Source organism: Chryseobacterium sp. PMSZPI (genome assembly GCF_002835665.1).
Lineage (GTDB): Bacteria > Bacteroidota > Bacteroidia > Flavobacteriales > Weeksellaceae > Chryseobacterium.
In genome coordinates, this window is record NZ_PIZV01000069.1 from 21,759 (window position 1) to 46,044 (window position 24,286).

19 protein-coding genes are annotated in these 24,286 nt (G+C 34.9%); 5 read left to right on the forward strand and 14 right to left on the reverse strand.

The genetic code is table 11. The features are described from left to right. Positions 1–95: 95 nt before the first annotated feature. From CW752_RS13650 to CW752_RS13680, 7 genes are all read right to left on the reverse strand, one after another. On the reverse strand, positions 96–1,115 hold the full coding sequence (locus CW752_RS13650) for a hypothetical protein (RefSeq protein ID WP_101240254.1): 1,020 nt from the start codon (positions 1,113–1,115) through the stop codon (positions 96–98). After that, positions 1,108–2,805, reverse strand: a complete 1,698-nt coding sequence (locus CW752_RS13655) for a hypothetical protein (RefSeq protein ID WP_101240255.1) — start codon at positions 2,803–2,805, stop codon at positions 1,108–1,110. The genes CW752_RS13650 and CW752_RS13655 overlap by 8 nt, the downstream gene beginning before the upstream one ends. Beyond that, positions 2,795–5,173, reverse strand: a complete 2,379-nt coding sequence (locus CW752_RS13660) for a hypothetical protein (protein WP_101240256.1) — start codon at positions 5,171–5,173, stop codon at positions 2,795–2,797. The genes CW752_RS13655 and CW752_RS13660 overlap by 11 nt, the downstream gene beginning before the upstream one ends. Next, a complete protein-coding gene (locus CW752_RS13665) occupies positions 5,164–5,907 on the reverse strand; it encodes a hypothetical protein (protein ID WP_101240257.1) in 744 nt (247 codons plus the stop codon). The genes CW752_RS13660 and CW752_RS13665 overlap by 10 nt, the downstream gene beginning before the upstream one ends. Next, positions 5,880–7,013, reverse strand: coding sequence for an AAA family ATPase (locus tag CW752_RS13670; protein ID WP_101240258.1), 1,134 nt, complete (start codon positions 7,011–7,013; stop codon positions 5,880–5,882). The genes CW752_RS13665 and CW752_RS13670 overlap by 28 nt, the downstream gene beginning before the upstream one ends. Further along, the gene (locus tag CW752_RS13675) at positions 7,010–7,657 is read right to left on the reverse strand and encodes a hypothetical protein (RefSeq protein WP_228401776.1); all 648 of its coding nucleotides are present in this window, start codon (positions 7,655–7,657) and stop codon (positions 7,010–7,012) included. The genes CW752_RS13670 and CW752_RS13675 overlap by 4 nt, the downstream gene beginning before the upstream one ends. Before the next feature lie 305 nt (positions 7,658–7,962). Beyond that, positions 7,963–8,352 carry a VOC family protein gene (locus CW752_RS13680; protein WP_101240259.1) on the reverse strand — a complete coding sequence of 130 codons (390 nt, stop codon included), beginning with the start codon at positions 8,350–8,352 and terminating at the stop codon, positions 7,963–7,965. A gap of 278 nt (positions 8,353–8,630) precedes the next feature. Between CW752_RS13680 and deoD the strand changes: the two genes are divergently transcribed. Further along, complete coding sequence (gene deoD, locus CW752_RS13685) at positions 8,631–9,341, forward strand: purine-nucleoside phosphorylase (RefSeq protein WP_101240260.1); 711 nt, start codon at positions 8,631–8,633, stop codon at positions 9,339–9,341. A gap of 101 nt (positions 9,342–9,442) precedes the next feature. Here deoD and CW752_RS13690 read toward each other — a convergent pair whose 3' ends face one another. After that, the gene (locus CW752_RS13690) at positions 9,443–10,228 is read right to left on the reverse strand and encodes a TatD family hydrolase (protein WP_101240261.1); all 786 of its coding nucleotides are present in this window, start codon (positions 10,226–10,228) and stop codon (positions 9,443–9,445) included. 372 nt (positions 10,229–10,600) lie between these two features. Then, positions 10,601–11,254 (reverse strand): hypothetical protein, encoded by a 654-nt coding sequence (locus tag CW752_RS13695; RefSeq protein ID WP_101240262.1) that lies wholly within the window; start codon positions 11,252–11,254, stop codon positions 10,601–10,603. A gap of 166 nt (positions 11,255–11,420) precedes the next feature. Between CW752_RS13695 and CW752_RS13700 the strand changes: the two genes are divergently transcribed. Both CW752_RS13700 and CW752_RS16940 read left to right on the forward strand, forming a co-directional pair. Further along, positions 11,421–12,899 carry a serine hydrolase domain-containing protein gene (locus tag CW752_RS13700; protein WP_101240263.1) on the forward strand — a complete coding sequence of 493 codons (1,479 nt, stop codon included), beginning with the start codon at positions 11,421–11,423 and terminating at the stop codon, positions 12,897–12,899. Between the two features lie 215 nt (positions 12,900–13,114). Further along, positions 13,115–13,954 carry a DUF4822 domain-containing protein gene (locus tag CW752_RS16940; protein ID WP_185117631.1) on the forward strand — a complete coding sequence of 280 codons (840 nt, stop codon included), beginning with the start codon at positions 13,115–13,117 and terminating at the stop codon, positions 13,952–13,954. A gap of 186 nt (positions 13,955–14,140) precedes the next feature. Here the strand turns inward: CW752_RS16940 and CW752_RS13710 are convergent, their stop codons facing one another. Next, on the reverse strand, positions 14,141–14,857 hold the full coding sequence (locus tag CW752_RS13710; protein ID WP_101240264.1) for a hypothetical protein: 717 nt from the start codon (positions 14,855–14,857) through the stop codon (positions 14,141–14,143). Positions 14,858–15,084: 227 nt separating this feature from the next. Here CW752_RS13710 and CW752_RS13715 point away from each other — a divergent pair, with 227 nt between their 5' ends. Then, positions 15,085–18,096, forward strand: coding sequence for an ATP-binding protein (locus CW752_RS13715; RefSeq protein WP_101240265.1), 3,012 nt, complete (start codon positions 15,085–15,087; stop codon positions 18,094–18,096). A 4-nt stretch (positions 18,097–18,100) separates the two neighbouring features. Beyond that, positions 18,101–18,754 carry a response regulator transcription factor gene (locus CW752_RS13720; protein WP_101240266.1) on the forward strand — a complete coding sequence of 218 codons (654 nt, stop codon included), beginning with the start codon at positions 18,101–18,103 and terminating at the stop codon, positions 18,752–18,754. Positions 18,755–18,861: 107 nt separating this feature from the next. On the opposite strand, the gene CW752_RS13725 is transcribed toward CW752_RS13720, so the two are convergent. The 4 genes from CW752_RS13725 to CW752_RS13740 form a co-directional block, all read right to left on the reverse strand. After that, positions 18,862–19,914, reverse strand: coding sequence for an MBL fold metallo-hydrolase (locus tag CW752_RS13725; protein ID WP_101240267.1), 1,053 nt, complete (start codon positions 19,912–19,914; stop codon positions 18,862–18,864). A gap of 5 nt (positions 19,915–19,919) precedes the next feature. After that, positions 19,920–21,500, reverse strand: a complete 1,581-nt coding sequence (locus CW752_RS13730; protein WP_101240268.1) for a Na+/H+ antiporter — start codon at positions 21,498–21,500, stop codon at positions 19,920–19,922. A 371-nt stretch (positions 21,501–21,871) separates the two neighbouring features. Beyond that, on the reverse strand, positions 21,872–22,795 hold the full coding sequence (locus tag CW752_RS13735; protein ID WP_101240269.1) for an alpha/beta hydrolase: 924 nt from the start codon (positions 22,793–22,795) through the stop codon (positions 21,872–21,874). Positions 22,796–23,128: 333 nt separating this feature from the next. Beyond that, on the reverse strand, positions 23,129–23,998 hold the full coding sequence (locus tag CW752_RS13740; RefSeq protein WP_228401778.1) for a helix-turn-helix domain-containing protein: 870 nt from the start codon (positions 23,996–23,998) through the stop codon (positions 23,129–23,131). Positions 23,999–24,286: the final 288 nt, after the last annotated feature.

Consider the following 24,286-nt stretch of genomic DNA (forward strand, 5'->3'; position numbering starts at 1 on the left):
GGGTATTAAAACATCTTCTATTAAAGGTTTTCTAATGCTTAAACATCAATATTGTAAGGTTGATTTTTTTAAACACAAAGTCTTTTTATTATTTCTCAATTTCTAAACATTTTATTCCTTCCTGTTTTAAATCTTGAAATATCTTTGAGGATTACCTCATCATCCGGATTGAAATATTTCAGTTCGTTCACAATTTCTGAACGGGTTCCTACTTTTTCTGCAATGATTTCGTATGCAATATTCTTAGTTATGGTTTGTAGCTTCGGATCTTTTTTAAATTCATGTTTCATCGCTTCCAGATAGCTGATCTTTTTGTAATCCGGCGTTTTTTTGTAGAGGTTCTGTATTTCCGATTCTAATTTTTTAACATCAAAAATATTAGCAAAATAGTTATTCAGGCAATTGAATGCATCTTTATCTTCTTCCCAACCTTTCAATAATACTTTCTGTGCTTCATCCGTTTTCTCCATTTTTTTCCGATAGACTAATGAAGCTTTTACCATCTGATTATTGGTTGTATAATCATCTGCCACCATTTGGTAATAGGTATGAGCATTTTTAAGATCATTAATTTCTTTATAAAGATCACCTACTTTTTCTTTCTGCTCCATTTCTTTGTAAAGCTCAATGGCTTTTTTGTATTGTTTGGCCTTTTCATAACAGATTGCCGCATCAGATTTATTTTTTAATTTTTTAAGATAAACTGCGGCAGCTTCATTATAAAACCCTCCGTTTTCTAATGTTTTAGCTCCTCTGTAATTATCCTGTAACAGATTCATATAGACTTTTGCTGCTTTTTTATAGTCTTTTTCGGCAATATATTTTTCGGCAAGTTCTTCGTATTTGTTTCTGATTCGGTCAAACAATGAAGTTTCCAGATAGAAGCTTCCTCCACCTCCTCCTCTCTTTTGGGCATTGCGTTCATTTTGTTCTTTGTCTTTTAAAGAAGTAATAACAAGAAGAATGATAAAGGCTACAACAAGAAAAATCACCAAAGTCCCTACTACACTCCAGAAACTTTCATGAAATAGTTGTGCTACGATTCCGATAATCTTAAACATAGCCAACAGCACAAAGGCGGCCATAAATTTGTCTATAAACTTCTGTTTATTCATCGTCTTCGGAATTTAAAATGGTTTTATCTTCTCTGAACAAACGGTAAAGAAGCAGCATTACACAAATCACAAGCACCCATACAAACCAGTTGTATCCAAACATTTTTACCAACGGATAAAATAAATATACCAACATTGCGACAAGGATGGCTATCAAAACCAATTTGATCCAGGCGGGTACATTATCCCCACCAAGGCTCAGTGTTTTGCGTTTAAAAATAAAAGAATAAAGCCCTACTCCTCCTATCATTAATATGATCAGATATAGGATATCTAAAACCGGAGCTTCTTCTTTTAAGAAATTCCCTCCTGTATCAACTCCTTTTACTTTTGAATTTTTCCCATGGTATACCGAGGGATCTGAGAGATCAATGGTTCCATACAATCTCCCCAAAGAATCGGCCATCAGAACCTGTCTTTTCTTTAAAAGATATTTTACAACTTCCCCATTTACAGGTTTTCCTTTGGTATATTGTTTCAGGGAATCTGAAATCTTGCGTTTAAGGCTTTCGGTTCTTTCAACGAGATGTTTTGTAATCTTTTTACTGTAAATTATTTTAAGAGAATCTCTGCTTTTTTGTTCTTTACTCCCTAGTTTTTCAATATCGTGACCGATTTCATTTACACTTCTGCCACCAGCCTTTTTATATTTTTCTTTTTCTTTATCATTTTTGGCTTCCATCATCCCGGCTGTAAGAAGCTCATTGGATAAACCTCTTCTTTTATAAAAATACATGGAGTCAATTTTCTGATCAATTTCAGAAACACCGGACCGGAAAGCAATCATATCAGACGGATCTTTTGCTGCATCGGTAAAGATTTTTCCGGAAGAAGGCCCTGTTTCTTCTTGTACTGAATCATTTGTTTTTGAAGGTAAAATAATCCTTAAAACAATAGCAATTACGATAACTGCCCAGAATACTTTACGGAAATTTCGAGTACTTGCTGTTTCGGGCTTCCCATCTGTATTGCTCCCAAATAGGCTCTCTAACCAGGTAAATTGTTCGGAGCCATCTCCTCTGGAGGTTCCCATAATGTCTAAAGGGACTCCCAATTCTATTGCTCTTTCCGGATATTTTTCAATGTATTTTAAATACTTTTCAATTTCTTTTTTATTTCCTGCCATCACTTTCTTCAGGTCGAATGGCAGGTTATTCATCCACTCTTCTTCACTTTGTTTGGGTTTCAAAGCTTCCAAGACTTTATCATCATCCATTTCCACCGTATAGCTTTCTATCTTCTTAGGAATTTTTACACCGTTCAATGGTTTTCTGATTGTCTCATGTATATTCTCCGGATCCTGGATCAATTCCAGCCAATCAATCGTTTCTGATAATCTTACCGTTCCAAATTCGGGATGCATCACAAGAAATCGGGAATCAAGTTGGTCCCAATCTTCAGGATTAATCCTGGGATAAAATATTGTGTTTTCCGGGATAAAAAGTTTATTATCCACGCATTGGAAGTAAGCATTTTTTCCTATTTCCTGCGGAGCATGATCATTAAAAACAAGAAAGCATCCGTATAGTATATTCGGAAGTGTTCCGGGAATAGCGTAGGCTTGTAATTGATTTAAATGTATTCCGAGCACTTCCATTTCCTGAAGCCACACCACAGGTGAGGTACCTCTGATCAGAAGTCCTTTTTTAGGATAATTATTTTTCGGGAAAGGTTTAATTCTAAGCTCCATAATCCAAAATCTGCTCTATAAACGCTTTTAAAAATCGGGAACACATTTCATCCATTGTTTTTACTTTCAATAAAGTATTTTCCGGAAGGTAATATTCTGATCCTCCAAATTCTGTGTGGGTAGCCAATGCTAAAAACCCATAAGCTGTGGAAGGGATAAAAAATTCTTCAATTCCTTTATTACTGCTTCTAAAAGTCATCATTCCCCGTGCATCTGTAATAATTTCACTTCCATCGGGAAATATAAATTTATTTTTATTCTGCTCTGCGAAAACCTTAATATCGACTTTGTTTTTGTAAAGGTTCAATGAGTTTTCGTATAAACTGCTGAGTTCGTTTCCGGAAATAACCAGATGATGGTTTTCATTGATTCCGATTTTATTAAAATTATTGATAATTTTTAATCCGCTTCTGTTGAGTTTGGCGACTTCTGCTTCTGCTTTAGTATTATTTCTATCCAGCTCTCTATCTTTAGTAGAAATAGGTTCCACAGAAATGTTCCCTTCTATATTTATTTTATACAACAGGGGATTAGCAGACTGATACAGATAAAAGTTTTTACCAAAATAAATCAGATCATAGGTATTGGGAATATTTAATCCTGCTATATTTTGCTCTGAATATTCTCTTGTATTTAAATTCAGTTTGGAAATTAATTTTTTATCATACTGATATTGACATAAAACAAATTGTTGTTGCTTATTTCTTGCCAACGCAAACTGTCCTCTCGGTTTTACAGAAATATTTTCAAACAAAACTTCACAACCATGATATGTTTTATAATAATCATAGGAATGTCTGTCATAATAGTTATCGGATAAATAGGTCTTCAACAGTTGTTTTTTCGAACTGAGGATAAAAAATTCGCCTTCATATAAAAACTGGGCAATTTTATTAATCGGTGTTGGAAATAAAATCGGATAATTTTCTGGAAGATCTGTTTTCTTCCCATTAAAATTGACGACAGTTTGTTTTTGTCGAGGCGGATTGGCCCATAATTCCTGAAGTGGAAGTTTTATCTTTTGAATATGCTTTCTCGCTCCTTTATGATGTTTATAAAAATTGATTTCCCCGTCTGAAGCCGTAGTTACCAAAAATTTAAGTCGGTCTCTGTTCTGATGAATAACTCTCCGGATTTTTTCATCATTAAGATTCTCCTGATGAGTGATGAAGAAAACTTCAATATCTTTTTCGGTATGTTCTTCATTAAAAAACTTTTCTAAAGCCTCCGAAACTTCTAAAACAGGACTTACCTGATTCTGATTTTCAATGACTTCTTCCACTTTATCCAAAGAAATCGGAAGCCCTGCTTGTCCCAACGCAAAAACCTTACATTCTGAGTGGGCTTTCGGATGCTTGATGACGGCAATAGCGGAGGCAAAAGCCAATACTTTCGGAGTTCCCCAATTTCTAAGGGAAGTATCAATCAGGATCACTCTTTCAAAGATATTTTCTTCAGGCGGTATTTCTCTTTGAATATAAAGCGCTTCGTTATTAGCTACCCGATTCATAAATACCTCATCTTCATTGGCAAATTCGGAAAGAAGCATTTTATTCAGATCTCCTTTGTTCGTCATATCTGAAATTCCTCCAATAGGCTGCTCTCCCGGAGAAAGATGACGCATCGGAATTTTCAAACCACTCCAGATTCTTTTGATGAGGCTTCCTATCTGAAAAGTTTTAGGCTCTTCAATCAGTTCTCTGATAAAGTCTTTGTCTGTATCTGCAGTTGTATTCTTTTCTGCTACTTCATCATCCAATTCAGGCTCTTCAATAAGTCCTTTCATAGCATCGATGATAGACTGAACAGTGGGAAATTTTTCGTTGAGATTGAGTGCACTTAAATCCTTATTTAAAACTGATGGATCAAAATGTTGTTTTTCGGCACTCTTAGCAAGCTCATGTGGTCTTTTATAATAGATTCTTAAACATGCATCTGCAAAAACGGAAGCTACTCTATTGTGACCATCTTTAAATAAAGTCTGTAACAGGATAATTCTATTCTGTCCTTGTTTGTAAGTCTTAGGCAGCTGTTTTATTTTTTCAAGGAATTCAATTTCCTTGTCTACATTGAAATTAAAATTCCCAACACTGTATAAACCTGCTGTCCGTCTTAAAGGTCCTGCAAAATCTGTATATCCTTCCTGCATTGCATATAGAACCATAAGCAATGCACCGAATGGGGGCCATCCCTGTGGTTGAAGTTCTTTAAGAACCTCTATCACATAGGGTCTGTAGGCAATAGCTCCCACTCCCGGAACCGAGATGAGATTATTGTCATGATATCCCGAATCTCCGGGAACATCTTCATCAGTTTTCCATTCCCAGAAATAATGATCATAGGATTGAAAATAAGCCTTTAATTCCATTCTCTTGATTTTTCAGTAAGACGGAATGAGCTTATGGATAATGTACGGAAATCGCTATCCTTTATTGGAAGATAATTTCCGTTTTCATCCCATAAAAGCCAACCGTCTGACATTTCATTATATTTTTGTTGCAAATAGATACTCAGGTTTTTAAATTCAAAATCAAAACCCGCCGGTAGTAAATGTTTGTCTTTTGTCCAATATGCTTTTCCGAGAAGGCTTAATAGTGGAGTTCCCAGAAATAAAGCCTTATCTCCTATTGTTGTCCATTCTATTTTTTCAAGCTTAAATTTTGGAAACTGCATTACACTTTCTTTACTATCAGCTATTTTGCACAGTAAAGCGATTACCGGTTGTTCTTCATTGCTTTCTTTTAATCTGATCTGAACTTTTTCTTCGATTCCAAAATAGTTTTGGTTAGAAGCCGGAAAACTTAATTGTAAGGCCTTATCTATCGGTGTCCAAAGCAAACCTGTTCTCATTCTTTTACTTGGAACCAGAGCATCTTTTCTGAAAAGAAGACCTTCCCGCAATTCATACAACAAAAACTTAGGCATCTGATGTATCTCTGAAGATATTGCCTGCTCATCGGTAAATCCTTTTAGCCAAACTGTTTCATCATCCACTGCAATATGAATATTCTTCCAGTCTCTGATTGAGCCCAGAAAGTCTTCGTCTGCACGGGGAAGTTCTGCCCAAAATTCTTTTATATGCTTTGAAGAATCTTCTGCCATAAGTTTTCAATTTCTTGCTGAATATATTGCTTTTGTTCCTGATTTCTGATCCAATCACAACGGGTTTGCAGGTATCTCAGTTTGTCTTTAATTACATTTTGCTCTTCAAAACTCAGCATTCCTTCATTCCATTTATCTACAAGGATTTTCACATCTTTCATTACTTCTTCCGGATTAGGAGTTTTGTTTTGCATAGCCTGTGGATGGGAATTCGGGTGATCATCTTTTTCGATAATTCTATTAATGATTCCCTCCAGAATTTCAATCTGTTCTTCAGTATCCCAAATATGCTTCAATACCCAAAGATCAGAAACAACGGCTTCATTTCTCCCACAAATTAAGGCACTTGCTGCAATCAGGTTTTGAAGTTTTACGGCTCTACGGTCTGAAATGGTAACTCCCGTATTTCTCAAACTCATAATTGTATTCAGATATACTTCATAAATAGGTTTAAGATCTATTGCCCTACACCAATTCTGAAGTTCTTTGATCTCTTCTGCATGAATTTCCGGAATTTCCGTTTCTTCTTCATTTTCAAGCTTTCTTCCTGCCAGAAGTACCTGTTGCAATAATTCAGGACTCACATAGTCTACGTTGATTCTTACCAGGAATCTGTCAAATAAAGCATTCAACGCTTCATCTTCCGGTAAAACATTACTTGCCCCTACAAACATCAATGCCGGTAAGTGTTTGGTTTCTTTTCCTCTTTTGAATATCTTTTCATTAAGAGCCATTAAAAGTGAATTCAAAATTGCCGAGTTGGCATTGAAAATTTCATCCAGGAAAACCATAGAAGCCTCAGGCATCATCCCTTCCGTATTGGTGAGGAGTTCTCCTTCTTTTAATTTTCTGATATCAAAAGGACCAAAGATTTCGTTGGGTTCTGTAAAACGGGTTAATAAATATTCAAAGTTTTTCCCATCTTTTACAGTTTTTGCCAGAGTTCTTACAATGGCAGATTTTGCAGTTCCGGGAGGTCCATACAAAAAAGCATTCTCTCTTGCCAAAAGGCAAATTCCAAGCAGGTCCACCACATCATTTTTACCCACGAAAGTATCTTTTACATAGGCAAGGACTGTATTGAGTTTATTAATATTTTGGGTCATTGATTGTCAGTTATTATTTTTAATTCTCTCCAGAATGCCTCTTTATGCATTCCAAATTCTGCGATAAGCAATTTATTGATCAACGGGATTTCCGCCAGTTTATAATCTTTTTTTTCAACGATTCTTTCCAGATATAATTTCCTGTACGTTTTGTCTTTTAGTTCTTCTTCCCAATTTATTTTTTCAAGATTAAGGTCGTATCCAATTCCGGAATAGTGAAATTCGGTCAGAATATTTTCCAGCATCGGAATCAAAGGATCCTCCGGATCTATCGAATATAAGGCTGTCACTATCTGGGGTAAAAATCTCAGTGACAGATCTGCCGAAAGGATACAGGAAATATCCCTTACTCCCCTATATTCAGGAATAAGGTTTTCGATATTTTTTTGTGTATTTTCTCTAATGAGATAAAGCTGTGCACTATGATAGAGAATTTTTGCGGCCCATATGGCTGTATCTTTATTACAGATCAGCTGGTCGGATAAAAATTCAAGCCTTTCTTTTTCAAATTCTGTTTCAAAATAATCTCCTGCTTCCGCTTCTTCCTGAGGCGAAACTGTCTGTAAATTTGAAAAAAGAGTTATACATTCTTCTTTACGAAGTAAAAAGATTGTATCTAAAAACGGTGACTTGGTTTCCATCATCTAACAAAAATAAAATTATTTCGCAGAGAATAAAATTTTTAACTAAAGTATTGGCGTTAAATGGTATTTTGTTTTTTTAATAACAAGAAATGGGAAATAAATTAAAGCTAGAAAGGTTGCAGATTATTGCCACTAATGCACGAATAAAATCACTCGTGCTTTCGTGGTAATAAATATGGAATATCATATTTGTTGAAATTTTAGTCGTACCTTAAAAGTGGAATACTTTATAAAGTCTCTTATTTACTTTTCAACAAATATTGTATGAGATTACTTCGTCGCCCAAGGCTCCTCGTAATGACAGATTAAGCGACTATTTCAATGATATTGTTTTCCGGATCGAGGATTACACTTTCATAGTAACCGTCTCCTGTTGTGCGGGGTTCTCCGGCAACCTTATATCCATCTTTTCTTAAAGTTTCCGTAAGTTCATCCACTTTTTCTTTGCTTCCTACTGAAAATGCCAAGTGTATAATTCCAAACTGCTGGGTTTCGTAAGAATTATTGCTTTCTTTAATATCTGGTCTCGTCATAATTTCAATTCGGCAACCATTATCAAAACTTAAAAAGTAGGATTGGAAATTTTTGACAGAATTATGGTACTTTTCATTGGAAGCTGCTCCAAAATATTTCTGGTAAAATGCTCTGGATCTTTCAAGATCTTTTACCCAGATGGCAATGTGCTCAATTTTCATTTTATTGAATTTTAATTGATTGAATACTGCAAAAGTAATAGCCCTCATTTCACCATACCTGCTCTGTATTATTCTATTATTGTTCTGTATTTACCGGATTTAAATTTTAACCTAAAGAATATGATATTTTTAAAAGACTTTCAATATCACGTTATTTAAAATATTTATTCCGAACATCTTATATGTTCTGTTTATTTAAAATCGCTTGGTTGTTTCACTCCCTGCAATGACGGGAACAATCTAAAAGTTATTATCTTTGCGCCAGTCAAAATAAAATTATGAGTATTCACATCAGTGCAAAAAAAGGAGAAATTGCCAAAGTAGTATTACAGCCGGGGGATCCGCTTCGTGCACAGTATATCGCTGAAAATTATTTAGAAAATGCCAAACTGGTAAGTAAAACCAGAGGAATCTTTTATTTTACCGGACTTTATAAAGGTAAAGAAATTACTGTAGGAGCCAGTGGAATGGGATTCCCAAGTATCGGAATCTATTCTTTTGAGTTATTTACAGAATATGAAGTAGATACGATCATCAGAATCGGAACTTGTGGTGCTTATAACACGGATCTTAAACTTTTTGATATTTTAAATATTGAAAATGCAGCCAGCGAAAGTACTTATGCCAAGTATGCATGGGGAATTGAAGATGAGATCCTTTCTCACCAAGGAAATATTTTTAATACCATCAATGAGACTTCTAAGGAATTATCTTTAGGCGCTAAAGCGATCAACATTCACAGTAGTGATATCTTCTACAGAAAAGACCCTGCTACTCCTGAAATTGCTACAAAGTACAACTGCCCTGCGGTAGAAATGGAAGCTTTCGGACTATTTGCAAACGCTCAACATTTAGGAAAAAATGCAGCTACAATCCTTACAGTAACTGACATTATCCCAACTCATGAAAAAATCTCTGCTGACGAAAGGGAAACAGCTTTAAAACCAATGATGGAATTGGCTTTAGAATCAGCAATTAAGAGTTTATAAGATAAGAGGTAAAAATGCTAAGGAAGCTGAGAAAGCTAACAAAGCAGATGTATCAATATAATGTACTAAAAAGAGCTTTACTTGATGAGTAGAGCTCTTTTTTATAATTTGAAAAATTGTCTGGCAGTTTCTGTAGTTTCATCTGCAACTTCAGAAATGTCTATTCTTTTTAAATGAGCAATGGTTTGTGCCACATAAGGCAGAAAGGAAGGTTCATTTCGTCTGTTTTGAATTCGGGGCATATTCTTCGGAAGCATAAACGGGGCATCGGTTTCAATCATCATTCTGTCGAGCGGAATGTATTTTATAACGTCTTCCAAATGCTTAAATCTTCTTTCATCACTGATTGCACCTGTAAATCCTAAGTAAAATCCTTTATCCAGATATACTTTCGCTTCACTCAATGTTCCGGTGAAACAGTGTACTACGACTTTCGGTAATTGAATAAGATATTCATCAGTAATTTCATTAAACCTTTTAAAAGCTGATCTTTCATGAAGAAAAAGAGGTTTTTGGACTTCTATAGCTAATTCAAGCTGAGCTTTATAACATTTCTCCTGTATAGGTCTTGGAGAAAAATCACGATCAAAATCAAGTCCGCACTCTCCTACAGAAATCACATGATTCTGTTTCAATAATTTCCGGAGTTCGCTGATACTTTCCTGATTAAAAGATTTTGCATCGTGAGGATGTATTCCCGCTGTTGAAAATAAGATATCAGGATATTCTTCTGCTATTTCAGCAGATTCTTTGCTTCCCCGGATACTTGTTCCTGTGAGAACCATATGCTCTACGCCATGATCCAGGGCTCGGTTGATAATTTCATCATGTTCATTAAAGAACTGTTTATTGGTCAGATTTATGCCAATATCAATGTAAATATTCATTTGTTTTTATATTGTTTTGTTATTCATTTTGTGAAAAGTTAATGCCACAAAATTACCAAAACAATACGCAATGTATTTACGTAATAAAAAATATCCCTGATGAAATCAAGCTGTTACTTGATTATTATACAGCTGTCGAGGGTTACAACGTATTCATTTTTATCATAGAGTATAATTAATTATTACGATAAATGTTTGTGTGTTTTTAGAAGTTAATGCCTGATTGATTTAATAAATTTTTTCAGAACAAATATCCTCAATATCAACCGTTTTTTTTGATAAAAACATGTAGAATTATACTTGATTTTTGTAGATTTTTGTCTACAAATTTTTCTTATACTGTGGGGTATTTTTTTAATCTCTATGAAATTATCATTCGTCTGTAATGAATGTTTCAAGAAAGCCAATCAGCTTTGTACCGCCATGGCTCCAACGAATTCCATGTCCTTCTTTTTCTCTGACTTCAAAAACCAGTTCATGTTTATAATGATAGAAAACATTCCACCAGGTTGAATGTTCAAGAATGTAATGAATTTTACCCATCACTTTTTCCTGCTTCTGTTGATTGTTTCCCTTAATTTCACCCCAAAAGTCATCATCTATCCTTCCAACATGTTTTTCCCAGGCTCTTTGTGCAATGGTAATTTCATTATTAAAAGGTTCCTGGCAAGCTTTAATCAAAACTGATTTAGGAGGTGGAATTGCATTTTCATCGCAAATACTTGCTGAAGTCAGCCTTTGCCCTAATACAATAAGCCAGTTTTCAAAGGGAATTAATTCTAAAAGTTGTGCTTTTACCTCATCAGAATGATTGCTTTCAAGAATAGAGATAAACTTTTCAAAGATTTCCTGTCTGTTGATTTGTATTTCTTCATTAAAATAGGGCAAATCCCATACCCGGAGATTGGTTTTAAACCATTGGAGGTTTTCTTCTAATCTTCCCAAATGCTCTTCTGATAAGATATTCTGATACGTCCTTTGCCAGGCTTCTGAAATTAATGGTGTGTACAATTTTAACCTGGTCATTAAAAAATTTTAGCCAAAATACTGTTTTTCTTTTCTAAAAGGCAAATTTCATTGTAACATTTCCATACAAAACCATTACCTATTGATAAACAATATATTACAAATTAGATTATCCAATATTGTAAGGATAAAATTATTTCTATTAGTAATCATTAAATGTATTCCGATGAAAACAACATTTATTATTCTGGTATTTATTTGTTTTATTCCATTCAATGCTCAGAATAAAGCTAAACAAATTGATGAATTGCTAAAATCGTATAGTAATTTACAACAATTTAGCGGAAATATACTTGTATCAAAACATGGCAAAATCATTTTCAAAAAAGAATATGGTTATGCAGATAGGGAATTTTCTATTCCAAATACTGTTGATACAAAATTCAGGATAGCATCTCTTACCAAGCAATTTACGGCCATGCTGATTATGCAGCTTAAAGAATCAGGAAGACTGAAACTTACCGATCCTATATCTGCATTTTTGCCTTATTACAGAAAAGATATCGGGCAAAAAGTAACGATTCATCAACTCTTAACTAACAGTTCCGGCATTCCGGATTATGCTAATAGAACTGATTTTTTTTCTGAAATTATTTTCCACAATTACCCACGGGAAGAATTTGTAAAAAGATTTTGTAGCGAAAATCTTCAATTTGAACCAGGGTCAAAATATGCATATAGCAACTCTGGTTATTATATTCTAGGGATAATTATTGAAATGATCACTAAAAAGCCTTATGCTACAGTACTCCAAGAAAACATATTTGATGCTATTGGAATGAAAAACAGTGGGCTAGAAACCCAAGAAGCATTAATAAAATACAAAGCTAAAGGATATAATTACAGTTATGGAACATATTCCAACGCAGATTATATCAATATTAATTCAAGTATTTTTTCGGCAGGAGGTATTTATTCAACCATTGAAGATCTCTTGCTATGGAATGAGGCTCTTTATGGAGGAAAATTATTATCTCAGGAAAATAAAAAAATTATGTTTACCCCTTATATCAATAAGTATGCTTGTGGTATCATAGTCAATAAAATTTTAGTACCCGGGATGGATCATGACGTTACATTTGCCACCCATACAGGAGGCATTAATGGGTTTCGGTCTCTAATACTACATAATATGGAAGATAATGAAACGATCATCCTTCTTTCCAATACAGTTATCAACAATAGTTATGAAATAGATCTAAATCCAATCGGTAACAGGATATTTTCAATTCTCCATGATCTGCCCTATGAACAGCCTAAAGCCTCAGCTATAGATAAAGTAGGAGAAATCGCTTATAATGGGTCTATCGAAAAGGCTATTTCATTTTTTCAACAAATAAAATCTAAAGAAAAAGACAAATATGATTTCACAAATATGGAAACAGAACTAAATAGCCTTGGATATTCTCTTATTCATAAAACCCGGATAAAAGATGCAATTGCCATTTTTAGAATTAATACAGAAGAATATCCAAGTGCATGGAATGTATTTGACAGTTATGGGGAAGCTTTAATGATCGATGGGCAAAAAGAAGCTGCTATCAAAAATTATGAGATATCGCTCAAGCTAAATCCAGCAAATGCAAATGCTGAGGAACAGCTTAAAATATTAAAGTCTGAATCAAAAGCCACAACAATACAATAGATTTAAGCGGTTACGTTTGTCAGATTACGGGACAGCCTCTCCTTTTCTTTACGTCCAACTTCCCATCTAATTATTACATACATTCCATCGACATTATTTGCAAATTCAATAAAACTAAAAACCTGAAGTTATGTTTTCTACAACAAAAGAGATATTTTATACAAAGTTTTGATTTTAATAAGGGATATGTTTGCACAGACTTAAAAATACCCTTTATGAATACACTGAAAAAATTATGTTACTTATCTGCAGCAGTACTTTTATCAGCATCTTTTGTATCATGTTCAAATGATAACAATGAGATTATTATCGACCAGCAGACTCCCTCACAAGTCTTATCTTCTACGCCATGGGAAACCACAGGAGCTAAAGATAAAAACGGAAAAAATGTTGCGTTAACAGATGCTAGCGTGGCAGGATATGTAGGTTTTGCCTATTTCAAAGCCAATGGAAATTTTGCCATCTATGGACTGAATGATGTGTTGAGATCAATGGGAACATGGTCTGTAGACGCCCAGGGAAAAACAAGAACCATTGCCTCCTTAAACCCGGACGGAACGACTATTTTCACTCGTGATGTTGAAATTCTTGTTTTAAATAGAAATGAATTCACATACAGAATCCGCCCTAATGCTGCTGATCCATCTGTTTATTATGACATCATCCATACAAGAACTTCTCATGCCGAGCCAAGCAATGGTCAACTTACTTTGGCATCTACGCCTTGGGAAACCACAGGAGCTAAAGATAAAGACGGGAACAATGTAGCATTAGATAATAACAACGTAGCCGGATATGTAGGATATTCTTATTTTAAAGCTAATGGAACCTTCAAAATCTTTGGACTAAATGATGTTCTTCGTTCTGAAGGTACATGGTCTATCTCTCCGGATGGAAAAAAGAGAACGCTTACAACTCCAACCTTTACCCGTGTTGTTGATATTCTGGTTCTGAATGAAACGACATTCACTTACAGAATTACACCCGATGCTACCAATCCGGCTGTATTTTATGATATCATCCATACTAAGGTAAGCCATAAGGAACCATCATAGTATTATTTTTTATAATAAGGAAGAACCCTGCCAACTTTGGCAGGGTTCTGTTTTCACCTCTTAAAAAAACCTGCCTTTCAGCAGGTTCGGGACTAATTAAAAGCATATAAATACTAAGCTATCTTTAGATTTATCATGCCATGAAAACGCTTGTATTTTTCAAGAAATATTAAGAACATTCCTTTATTACGATCCTAAGAATGAAATTGAAAAAGTTGCTCCAACAGGTGAACTATAAGTTTCTGTATTTCCCCCTTGCCCTGTATTGTTACACCCATTACAATGCGTAGAACCAAAAGACACTATTGAGTTAGTATTAATATAAAGAACAATAGTTCCACCTTTATATGAGATAGCGTCTGGTGCAAAATTGGCAGTAGTAGCAAAAACATAAGCCTGAGTATTACTACTGTCATTAATGTTGACTACAAGATTTGAAGTATTCTGAAGTTTGTTCGAAGTAATTCCCCCTGCCAGTGAAAACTGATAAAAACCTGAAACTGGGATTGTATAAATACTGCTGCCAGCACTCCAGTTACCATCATCAGCCAAAATACTTCCAAAATTCCATTTATAAAATGCACCTCCTGGTAGTGTATTTTGAACAACAGTTGTCTTTCCTGCTGCTACCACTTTAGGAATAAATGCATTATTAGGAGCTCCGGCCATATGCATCCAGCTTGTTCCATCGCTGTAATAGACTTGTTTGGTAGTGGTATCATATTTCATGGCCCCTTCTCCTGCAATCGTTGCCGTTTGATTTGTGTCTCCGAATGCAATGGCTGAATTTCCGGAAGTCCTGGCATCCAGATTTACTTTGGGATTATTGTTTCCTACCCCAACTTGGGCTATAGAGATTCCCCAAATAAGAAGGGAAACCAGCAAAACAAATTTATTTTTCATAGTGTAAAGTTTTTAATTTTTTGATCATTTCTTTAAAACAACATCTTTTTAATTTCTAAGTATTTCAAGCTCGATAAATCGTGTGTAAAATTAGTTTTCAAAGGAAAAAAATATGGTATGTGGATCGTAAGAAAAAAACTACCTTTTGTAGAAAAAATCCTAATAAATTCGAACATTATATTAAATGTTAACATTAAATTTGCTATTACAAAGTGTATTTTTCTTAGATGAAAAGATTTTTATTATTGTTTAGCCTATTTCCCTTTCTGCTTTTGTTAGGGCAACAGTATCAGTCTTTCTGGTATAATACAGACAATGGGCTTCCGCAAAACAGTATCAAAGATATTATCAAAGATAAGTACGGATTTATATGGCTTTCAACAGATGGTGGTATTGTAAGGTATGATGGGAAAGATTTTATCACCTATAAAAACCTTAAGATTTCCAATTTTAATTTCTTCTTTTTTCTTGGCCAGCCTCAAACAGATCATATTGTTATTCCAAATGCAGCAGAACGGGAATATCTGGTGATTAAGAATCGGAAAATAAAAGTTTATAAACCGGATTCACAGGAAATAAAAGAAGATGTCAACAGAATCTATCATCAAGGCAAAGAATATATTTTTTTCAGCAAAAATAATTCACAGTTCGCGATCACTTCACCTTCAAGAGCATTTATAGGATTCAAATCAGGAATGTACCTTTTTGAAGATGGGAAGAATATTGTTTATTTAAAAAAGAATTCCTCTGAAGAAATCACAATTCCTTTCTTATTTAAAATGAAAAATCTGAAAAACTTTTTTGGATTTGGGGAAACTTTATTTCTGAGAGATCCTGAAAGGAAAAAGATAATTCAATTTGAAGCGGATAAAATATCTGATTTCCCATGTGATGATCCTCTTTATACAGACCCTGCAAGTAGAATTTACTGGCAAAAAACAATAAATCAAAATTTCATCATCAACAAAGGGGTTATCTATATTTCAACATTACAAAACGGGACATTAAAAGCAATTCCACTCATTCGCCTCAAAAATTCAGATATAGACATTGCTTCTATTTACAGTATTCTGTTTGACAAAGAAAGCCGATCTATTTATTTGGGAACTGTAAACAAAGGTTTGAATATCATCAAAATACCTTCTTTCACCACTCCCGAACTGGCCCCTACTGTAGAATACAGGGTACAATATACCATGCTTCCTTTTGGTAAAGATCAGATCATCAACATTCAGGGAAGGATATTTAAAAGACATTCACTAGTCAAAGATTATCACTTCAATACCTTTGATGAGCTGGGAGCTCTATATGATGAGAAAAAAAATATTTTATTTGTAAGCAGCAGTAATCATAGAATTTATAGAAGATATGCTCCCGACTATAAAAAGTATGACTCTCTATCATCTGATAAAACACGTTTTCCAATACTAGTATTTAAAGACCGGGAATCTTATATGCAGCTTCATTCTGATAATATAAGATTTTACCTGGTAATTTATAAAGATTCCAATTTTGATAAACCGGAATATATTTTCCCATTCGACAATCTTATTTATAGCGCCATGCACATTGACCATGATCGTCTTCTTGTGGGACTCATCGATGGTCTTTATCTTGTCTCCAAGTCGAAACGAACCATTAAAAAGATTCGTACTCCATCATTGAATGTCAAAAATATTATAAGTACAGAAAGTGGAAATGTCTGGATCATTACGAGAGGTAAAGGTTTTTATTTATTCAAAAACAACCGGCTTATCAAGATGCCTTATGATGAAAACGCTTATCTTTCTTATCCCCATAATGTGATCAGAGATAAAAAGGGATTTCTCTGGATTCCTTCTAATAATGGATTATTTAAAGTTCCCGAAAGCAGTCTCCTGGAGTATGCAAAAAACAATACAAAGAAAGTTTTTTACTATCGGTATACCAAGGATGACGGTTTTAAAATTAATGAATTCAATGGAGCAGGTACTTCTTCCTGCTTTGCCGAGCTTGAAAATGGAGATTTTGTATTGCCTTCAATGGACGGATATGTATTTTTTAATCCGTTGCAAACTCCATCTTATTATCCAAAAGCAAAGAACATTTATATTGAAAGAGCCAAAATAAAAAATAGCGATTTTATTTATTTCAAAGATACCCTGAATTTGAAAAATGATTTTGAAGATACTTCTGTTTTTATAGATACTCCTTATTTTTCAAATAATGATAATCTTTATATGGAAGCAGGATTTCGGAATGAAGAGAATAATATTAAATGGAATAAGCTGAGAAACAGAGAATATAGTATTCCCCATCTCTCGCCCGGGCTCTATACTTTATATATCAGAACTTTGATTTCTCCAACAGGCCATTTTACCTATAAAAAAATACTAATCAATGTTCCGGCATTATTTTATCAAACAACATGGTTTCGCACTGTGGTCATCCTTATCTTTATAGGGCTAATTATTTTTCTAATCAGATTAAGAACTCAATTCCTTCAAAAAAAGAATACCACATTGAAGAAAATCGTTCATCAGAAAAATGACGAACTAAAGATCACACAAGATCAGTTGAAAAATGAAGCGGAATATCAAAAAGACCTCATCCAAACCATTAATCACGATATTACCACACCGATTAAATATCTGTCCGTGATGTCTCAAAAACTTTCTGAAACTGATAATATCAATCTACAAAAACAATATTTTGATACTATTCACAAATCTTCTGAAGAGCTTTATAAATTTACTTTAAACTTAAAAAACTATACTGAGCTTTTCAGCAGCCAAGCTCAGAAGTATCAGGAAAATGAATATTCCATTTCAGAGATATTGGAAGAGAAAAAAAATCTGTTTGCACAGATTGCAGCTCAAAACAACATTATAATTAATAATATTGCGCCCCTTAATATTGTATTAAATATCAATGAAAGTATGATGTCTGCCATTATCCATAATCTTGTGGACAATGCTGTAAAGAACACTTTTGAAGGTGAAATCATTCTGAATGCTGAAGAGAAAGAATATCAGATTATAATCAGTGTAACCGATTCCGGAGTTGGAATGAAAGAAGATGTATTGGAATATTATAATAGCCTGATCAATAATATAAAAAATAAACCTTCTTCCTTCAAAAGTCAGGGGCTTGGGCTCCATCTCGTTATTCAGCTATTGAAAAAGATTGATGGAAGTATTCGGTTTAAACCTCATCATCCTAAAGGAACAAGAGTCGAAATAACAATACAAAAACCATAACCAAATGCAAAAAAAAATACTTATTGCCGACGACCATTATGTTGTAAGAATGGGAACCTCACTGCTATTGCACTCCACGTATGAAGGACTTGAAATAGACTTTGCCGAACACTACGAAAATGTAAAAACAAAAGTTTCAGTTACATTGTATGATCTGATTATCCTTGATATTGATATGCCCGGAAGCTTGTACCTGAGTATGATTAAAGAGTTAAAGGAATTATCTCCGGATAGTAAAATTTTGATTTTTTCTGCCTACGACGAGAAAACAGCTGTACAATACATCCATGAAGGTGCTGATGGATACCTCAACAAGCAACAAAGTGAAAAAGTAGTAGATGCGGTTACTTTAATTTTTAGAGAGGGGAATTATTATCCACAGGAGGTTCTCTATCTCCTTGTCAACAAACAAAAAGAACCTGTTTCTATTTATAATCTATCGAAAAGAGAACTTCAGGTATTCCAGCTTCTTGCTGAAGGCAATGGTAATCTCGAGATTTCCAATATTCTGAACCTTAAAATGTCAACGGTAAGTACTTTTAAAAGAAGAATTTTTGAAAAGCTTCATATCAAAACCATCGTAGATATCATCAAACTCTACGAAAAACATCGTACAACTATAGAGAAAATTATCCAATCATCTCATGATGTAGCCTAGTCGATTTCTTATGTTATCCGGATTGGATCGAATGTGTATTCTAACCTATCCGGATAATGTAATATTTTATCTTATGGCTTCTTCATTTTTATGAATTAAAATATGGTTTACCAATATTCTTCCCACCATTTTTTCCACACGGTCTGCTCCAGATTGTCTAGACTAACTTTCTCCCCTATCACCGGCAGGGTGATCCGTTGATGGTTTTCTTCCGCAGACTTTGAAACCAGTTCTAGAGGCTCATACCAAGGATGCTGTGCCAGTTTAAATTTTGAATTGTGTACAGGAATAAAGTTTTTAGCTTTCAGCTCTTCCACCTCCTTTATAATCTGATCCGGTAAAGAATGGATATATGGCCATTTTTCATTGTATTGCCCACATTCCATTATGGCTAAATCAAATGGCCCGTATTTCTTTCCTATTTCTGTAAAATGGGTTCCATAGCCGCTGTCTCCACCCAGAAAGAGATTTTTCGTAGGGGTTTTCAAAACATAGGAAGTCCAGAGTGAGATATTTCTGTTTAATAGTCTGCCTGAAAAATGTCTTGCAGGTGTCAGGGTCAATGTAAAGCCTTCTGTAAGGTCAATACTTTCCCACCAGTTTTTTTCAATAATTTTTTCAGGATTCCATCCCCAATATTCAAAATGCTGACCTACTCCTAAACCACAGATGACCGTTCCTACCTTTTCTTTCAAAGTCTGAACGGTTTTATAATCCAAATGATCCCAATGATCGTGGGAAATAAGCAAAAAATCTATATCGGGTATATGCTCCGGTTTATAATAATCGGACCCAGGAAATGCTTTTATGGATCCCGGCATAGGGGAAGCATTCCCACTGAAAACAGGGTCAATTAAAAAACGTTTACCATCAATTTGTATGAAATATGAGCTGTGCCCAAACCATACCAGAATATTTTCTTCACGGGCGAGTTTTTTCAGATCTGTCACCACAAAAGGAAGAGTCATTCCCGGTGATGTATTTTCTACTTTACACAAAGTATCCAAAAGAACTTTAGTCATGCTCTCACCTTCCAACAAAGCAGGCGTTGGCAGTATATTCTGAAATTTCCCGTTGGCATAATTGGGAAGTGTACTGAAATATTTTTTTCTTTTTTCATCGGGAAATTGCCCAAGTTGTTTTACTAAATTCGTTCCCATAATTTTTACATTCTAAGTCTTTCTTCTTCCAGATCCAGCCTTGTTAAATAATGTCGGATATATTCTTCATCAATATTCATGTTTCTTCGGTTTTCTTCCCGAAGCCAGATTCGTTGTTGTTCCAGTGTTTCGAAGTAGATTTCTTTCGCTTCGTCAGACAATATATGGGTAGCATCTTCTTTATCTTCCTGCTCCCATCGATCCATTAATCTGTTAAAATATTCATTTTCATTTCTTCTTTCTTTATAGTTTTCGTTAAGATAATCATAAGCAACATTACGCATTCCCTTTCGCAAAAAGTGTTCTGATTCTTCTTCGGACATATGGTTTTCTTTGGATTCGGATAGATTGAGCTTTCTGATCAGCGTTGGTAATGTTAATCCCTGAAGAATTAAAGTCACCAAAATCACTACAAAAGTGATAAAGAGAATTAAATCACGGTGCGGAAAAGGCTGCCCGTTCTCCATCATCACCGGAATAGATAATGCTGCCGCCAGGGAAACTACTCCACGCATTCCGGTCCACCCCATCAAAACCGGGAGTTTCATCTCCGGATTCCTATCCGCTACATTGATAAAATTTCGCATGATCAAGGTGGTAAAGAGTGCTCCGAAAGAGGCCAGAAAACGAACTACAATCAGTACTGCTGTAATGATAAGCCCGTACCCGATAGCATCAGATAAACTAATACCTTCTTTATGTAAACCTACCATAATTTCAGGAAGGTCTAATCCGATCAGTAAAAACACAATCCCATTGATCAGGAATACAAAACTTTCCCAGACATTGGATCCTTTCAATCTTGATTCTGAAGTTCTGAAAATTTCATGTCTCCGTATGGAAAGAAACAGCCCACCACTTACAACAGCCAATACTCCGGAGGCATGGACTTCTTCGGCAGCAATATACATCACATAAGGAGCTACCAGACTAAGTATTGCATCCATATTGACATCTGTAGGAAATATTTTTTCAATTTTCAAGAAGATATAAGCGAGAACCACACCGATTCCCAGCCCGCCGAATATCATCCACCCGAAACTCAAAGTAGCATCCTGCCACACAAATTGTCCTGTCGCTACCGCCAGCATGGCAAATCTGAAAATGATTAATGATGATGCATCATTGAATAAACTTTCTCCTTCTAAAACTGTTGAAACGTTTTTGGGAACTTTTACAAATTTTAAAATAGCTCCCGCACTCACTGCATCCGGCGGAGAGACAATTCCTCCCAACACAAAGCCTAATGCCAGGGAAAAACCCGGGATGTATGAATTAGCTACAAAAGCAACTGATATTGCTGTAAGAAAAACTACAATAAAGGCAAAACTGGTAATGATACGTCTCATTTTCCAAATTTCTTTCCACGAAACGGCAAAAGCAGCTTCATATAAAAGTGGTGGAAGAAAAATAATAAATATGAGTTCAGGATCAATCGTTATAGGCGGTAAGCCGGGAATAAAACTAATCAACAATCCTGCAATAACCAGTATAATGGGATATGCAACTCTTAAACGATTGGCCAGCATAATAGAGCCAATAATTACCAGAACCAATCCTAAGTAATAAATAAAATTTTCCACCATTGTCTTTCAATTAATTTTTAAACCCAATTATATCATTTTTTGGCTTTAATCTCAATAGAAAAATAAATATAAGCATTCGCTTTGGAAAAATTCACATTTTTTAAGTCTTATATACTACTACCCGTTGTGCATTTTGAGCTAAAATCACTTGTGATCGGGGTAAGAAAAGGGTTGGAAGCTGGAAGTTACTTTCAGTTATCATGATTGATAGCCTATGACATCATTAATTTTGCCTTAAGATCAATAAAAAAGATGAATAGTTATTCTTTATAGCCTTCATCACTTCCAGCTCCCGGCTTCAAAACCACTTTACTCTGAGCTGACGTTAAAATATCAAAATAACTGCCGTACAGCAGTATTTATAAAGCTTTTTAAGCTAATTTTTCATGAAAGAATGGAACAAGTTCTCCAACGGCTTCATTCACATAATTTTCTCTGTCATATAAAGACATATGGTTGGCACCTTCTATTATATATTTTCTTTTGTCTGCAGATGCAGCACGCCCTAGCAAATCATCACTCATCCATGCGCTTCCCGCCACACTTCCTACGATTGCTAATAATGGTTGTGTAAAGAACGCTTCCGCCTTGTTATAAGCATCATAAGAAATTATTTGAGAAAGGCTTCTTGTTGTTGCAAATCCGGGAGCTGTAGGGGATTGACAACGATCCGTATGATAATATTCCCAAGCTTCTCTTAATTCTTCATTGGGTGCATCTTCCTCTTTCATTGGAGCCAACGGAATTTTTTGTATTTCTGTACTGTTTGCATCTGCTGTTCGGGCATTGGAGCCTGCTAATAAATAAGGTAATGCTTCTGCATCCTTAACATTATTTTCCCAGCCATTTCTGAACATCGAACCGATATTTACTGCACTTACCATTCCCACTGCTTTAATTCTATGATCATTAATTGCAGCGTTTGCTGTATAGCCGGCTCCTGCACAGATCCCCATTGCTCCAATCTTATCCGTATCAATATAAGCCAATGTGGTAAGGTAATCGACCACAGCACTTACATCTTCTGTTCTGATATATGGATTCTCCAATTGGCGGGGTTCTCCTGTACTTTCTCCTTGAAAAGAAGCATCATAAGCAATGGTGACCAACCCGTGTTCAGATAGTTTTTTGGCATATAAACCTGCTGTTTGTTCTTTCACTCCACCACCGGGATGAGAAACAACTACTGCCGGGTATTTTTTATTGGAATCAAATCCTTCAGGATAATTAATAATTGCTGATAGGATAATTCCCTGCCCGTTTCCGTTTTTAATACTGATTTTTTCTTGTGACATGACTTTGTATTTTTATTTGTTATTGTATTTTAGAGAGAAGCATGAAACTAATTTTTTTGTCTCTACTTTTCATTTTTTGATAAGTCAAAGGTAGATAGAAATATAGCCTTAAAACGGAGACAGTTTACCTGAAGACGGATACATTTTACCTATTTTATATGAGCTACGAATAACATGGATTCCAGATCATAGGCGACCACATATCTGAGTATATATCCCTGCTCTGATAGCAACGGTTACCCCGCAGCATGGCCGGGATACAGCATGGAGCGAGGTGTATGAGTGAATAGCAGGATAAAGCTCCTTAAAAAATCAAAACGGCCTTGATGTATTTTATTGATTTCTGAAAATCTTGGGGGATAGTCCTGTTTTTTTTCTGAAGAATCGGGCGAAATAGTTGGGGTAATCGAATCCAAGGTTATAGGATATTTCACTTACGGAAAGAGTGGTATTTTTCAATTTATCTTTTGCCAGTTTTACCACATAATCATGGATATGGTCTAATGGAGATTTTCCTGTAAAGTGCTTGATCAAATCGCCGAAATAATTGGGTGAAAGGTTACTTTTCTGTGCAAAATAAGCTACTGAAGGTAATCCTGCCACATTATCATTTTCACGGAAATAATTGTCCAGATTTTTATAAAACTCATCGATTACTTTGTGGTATATATTGCTTCGGGTATCAAATTGTCTGTCATAAAATTCTTTTACATAGGTCAAAATCAGGTTAACATATGAGATAATAACCGTTCTTGAGTAGTTTTCTTTTTGAAATTCATGATTAGCTTTTCTGAACAGATCTCCCAAAATCATTTCTTCTTCCTTCGTTAAAAAAAGGGCTTCATGGTTGTTGTAATGAACAAAGCTGTAATCTTTCGCATATTTTTCAAGATATTTGGCATTCATCATAATGCAAAGACCGGAAAAAGGGGGAGCAATCTCCCATTCTAAGGTATTTTGAGGACAGTCGGCATACAGATAGGATGAATCGGATTGGTCTTCCAACAAACTATAAGGGACCAACTTTTGATCCATAGGTGGTTTGATTGCCAAAAGATAGAAATCTATTGTTACCGGTTCGGACTTCAACCTTAAATCCTGATGTTCCTGAAAGTCCACAATGTGGAGATCATCACTTTTTAATCCGTCAACGTTCAGGTATCGACTGAATTCCGGTATGCTTAATATTTTTGTATTCATCATACAGTTTCCCAATAATAAAGTAAAATTACATATTTTGAATCATCTCCCTATGATACAAATTAAGGAAAAAAGGATACATTTTACGGTTTACTAAAAAAGCTATTTCACAATTCTCAGTATAATAAATACTAATATAGCCTGAGTTTGGGTTAAGGAAATTAAGATTTAGGTTATTGGAAACTGGAAGAGGGAGGCTGGAAGTTATGTACGTTGTACGTCCCTGAAATAAGTTGACTAAAATAAGATCAATTTATTATGAAAGTTAACATCAGACTTATTAAAAAGAAT

Excerpts from the sequence above, each read along its gene's own strand:
- CW752_RS13700 (WP_101240263.1), top strand. The coding sequence starts at position 11,421 with ATGAAAACAACATTTATTATTCTGGTATTTATTTGTTTTATTCCATTC.
- CW752_RS13660 (WP_101240256.1), bottom strand. The coding sequence starts at position 5,173 with ATGGAATTAAAGGCTTATTTTCAATCCTATGATCATTATTTCTGGGAA.
- CW752_RS13675 (WP_228401776.1), bottom strand. The coding sequence starts at position 7,657 with ATGATGGAAACCAAGTCACCGTTTTTAGATACAATCTTTTTACTTCGT.
- CW752_RS13720 (WP_101240266.1), top strand. The coding sequence starts at position 18,101 with ATGCAAAAAAAAATACTTATTGCCGACGACCATTATGTTGTAAGAATG.
- CW752_RS13670 (WP_101240258.1), bottom strand. The coding sequence starts at position 7,013 with ATGACCCAAAATATTAATAAACTCAATACAGTCCTTGCCTATGTAAAA.
- CW752_RS13740 (WP_228401778.1), bottom strand. The coding sequence starts at position 23,998 with ATGATGAATACAAAAATATTAAGCATACCGGAATTCAGTCGATACCTG.
- CW752_RS13730 (WP_101240268.1), bottom strand. The coding sequence starts at position 21,500 with ATGGTGGAAAATTTTATTTATTACTTAGGATTGGTTCTGGTAATTATT.
- CW752_RS13695 (WP_101240262.1), bottom strand. The coding sequence starts at position 11,254 with ATGACCAGGTTAAAATTGTACACACCATTAATTTCAGAAGCCTGGCAA.
- CW752_RS13690 (WP_101240261.1), bottom strand. The coding sequence starts at position 10,228 with ATGAATATTTACATTGATATTGGCATAAATCTGACCAATAAACAGTTC.
- deoD (WP_101240260.1), top strand. The coding sequence starts at position 8,631 with ATGAGTATTCACATCAGTGCAAAAAAAGGAGAAATTGCCAAAGTAGTA.
- CW752_RS13650 (WP_101240254.1), bottom strand. The coding sequence starts at position 1,115 with ATGAATAAACAGAAGTTTATAGACAAATTTATGGCCGCCTTTGTGCTG.
- CW752_RS13665 (WP_101240257.1), bottom strand. The coding sequence starts at position 5,907 with ATGGCAGAAGATTCTTCAAAGCATATAAAAGAATTTTGGGCAGAACTT.
- CW752_RS13715 (WP_101240265.1), top strand. The coding sequence starts at position 15,085 with ATGAAAAGATTTTTATTATTGTTTAGCCTATTTCCCTTTCTGCTTTTG.
- CW752_RS13710 (WP_101240264.1), bottom strand. The coding sequence starts at position 14,857 with ATGAAAAATAAATTTGTTTTGCTGGTTTCCCTTCTTATTTGGGGAATC.
- CW752_RS13725 (WP_101240267.1), bottom strand. The coding sequence starts at position 19,914 with ATGGGAACGAATTTAGTAAAACAACTTGGGCAATTTCCCGATGAAAAA.
- CW752_RS16940 (WP_185117631.1), top strand. The coding sequence starts at position 13,115 with ATGAATACACTGAAAAAATTATGTTACTTATCTGCAGCAGTACTTTTA.
- CW752_RS13680 (WP_101240259.1), bottom strand. The coding sequence starts at position 8,352 with ATGAAAATTGAGCACATTGCCATCTGGGTAAAAGATCTTGAAAGATCC.
- CW752_RS13735 (WP_101240269.1), bottom strand. The coding sequence starts at position 22,795 with ATGTCACAAGAAAAAATCAGTATTAAAAACGGAAACGGGCAGGGAATT.
- CW752_RS13655 (WP_101240255.1), bottom strand. The coding sequence starts at position 2,805 with ATGGAGCTTAGAATTAAACCTTTCCCGAAAAATAATTATCCTAAAAAA.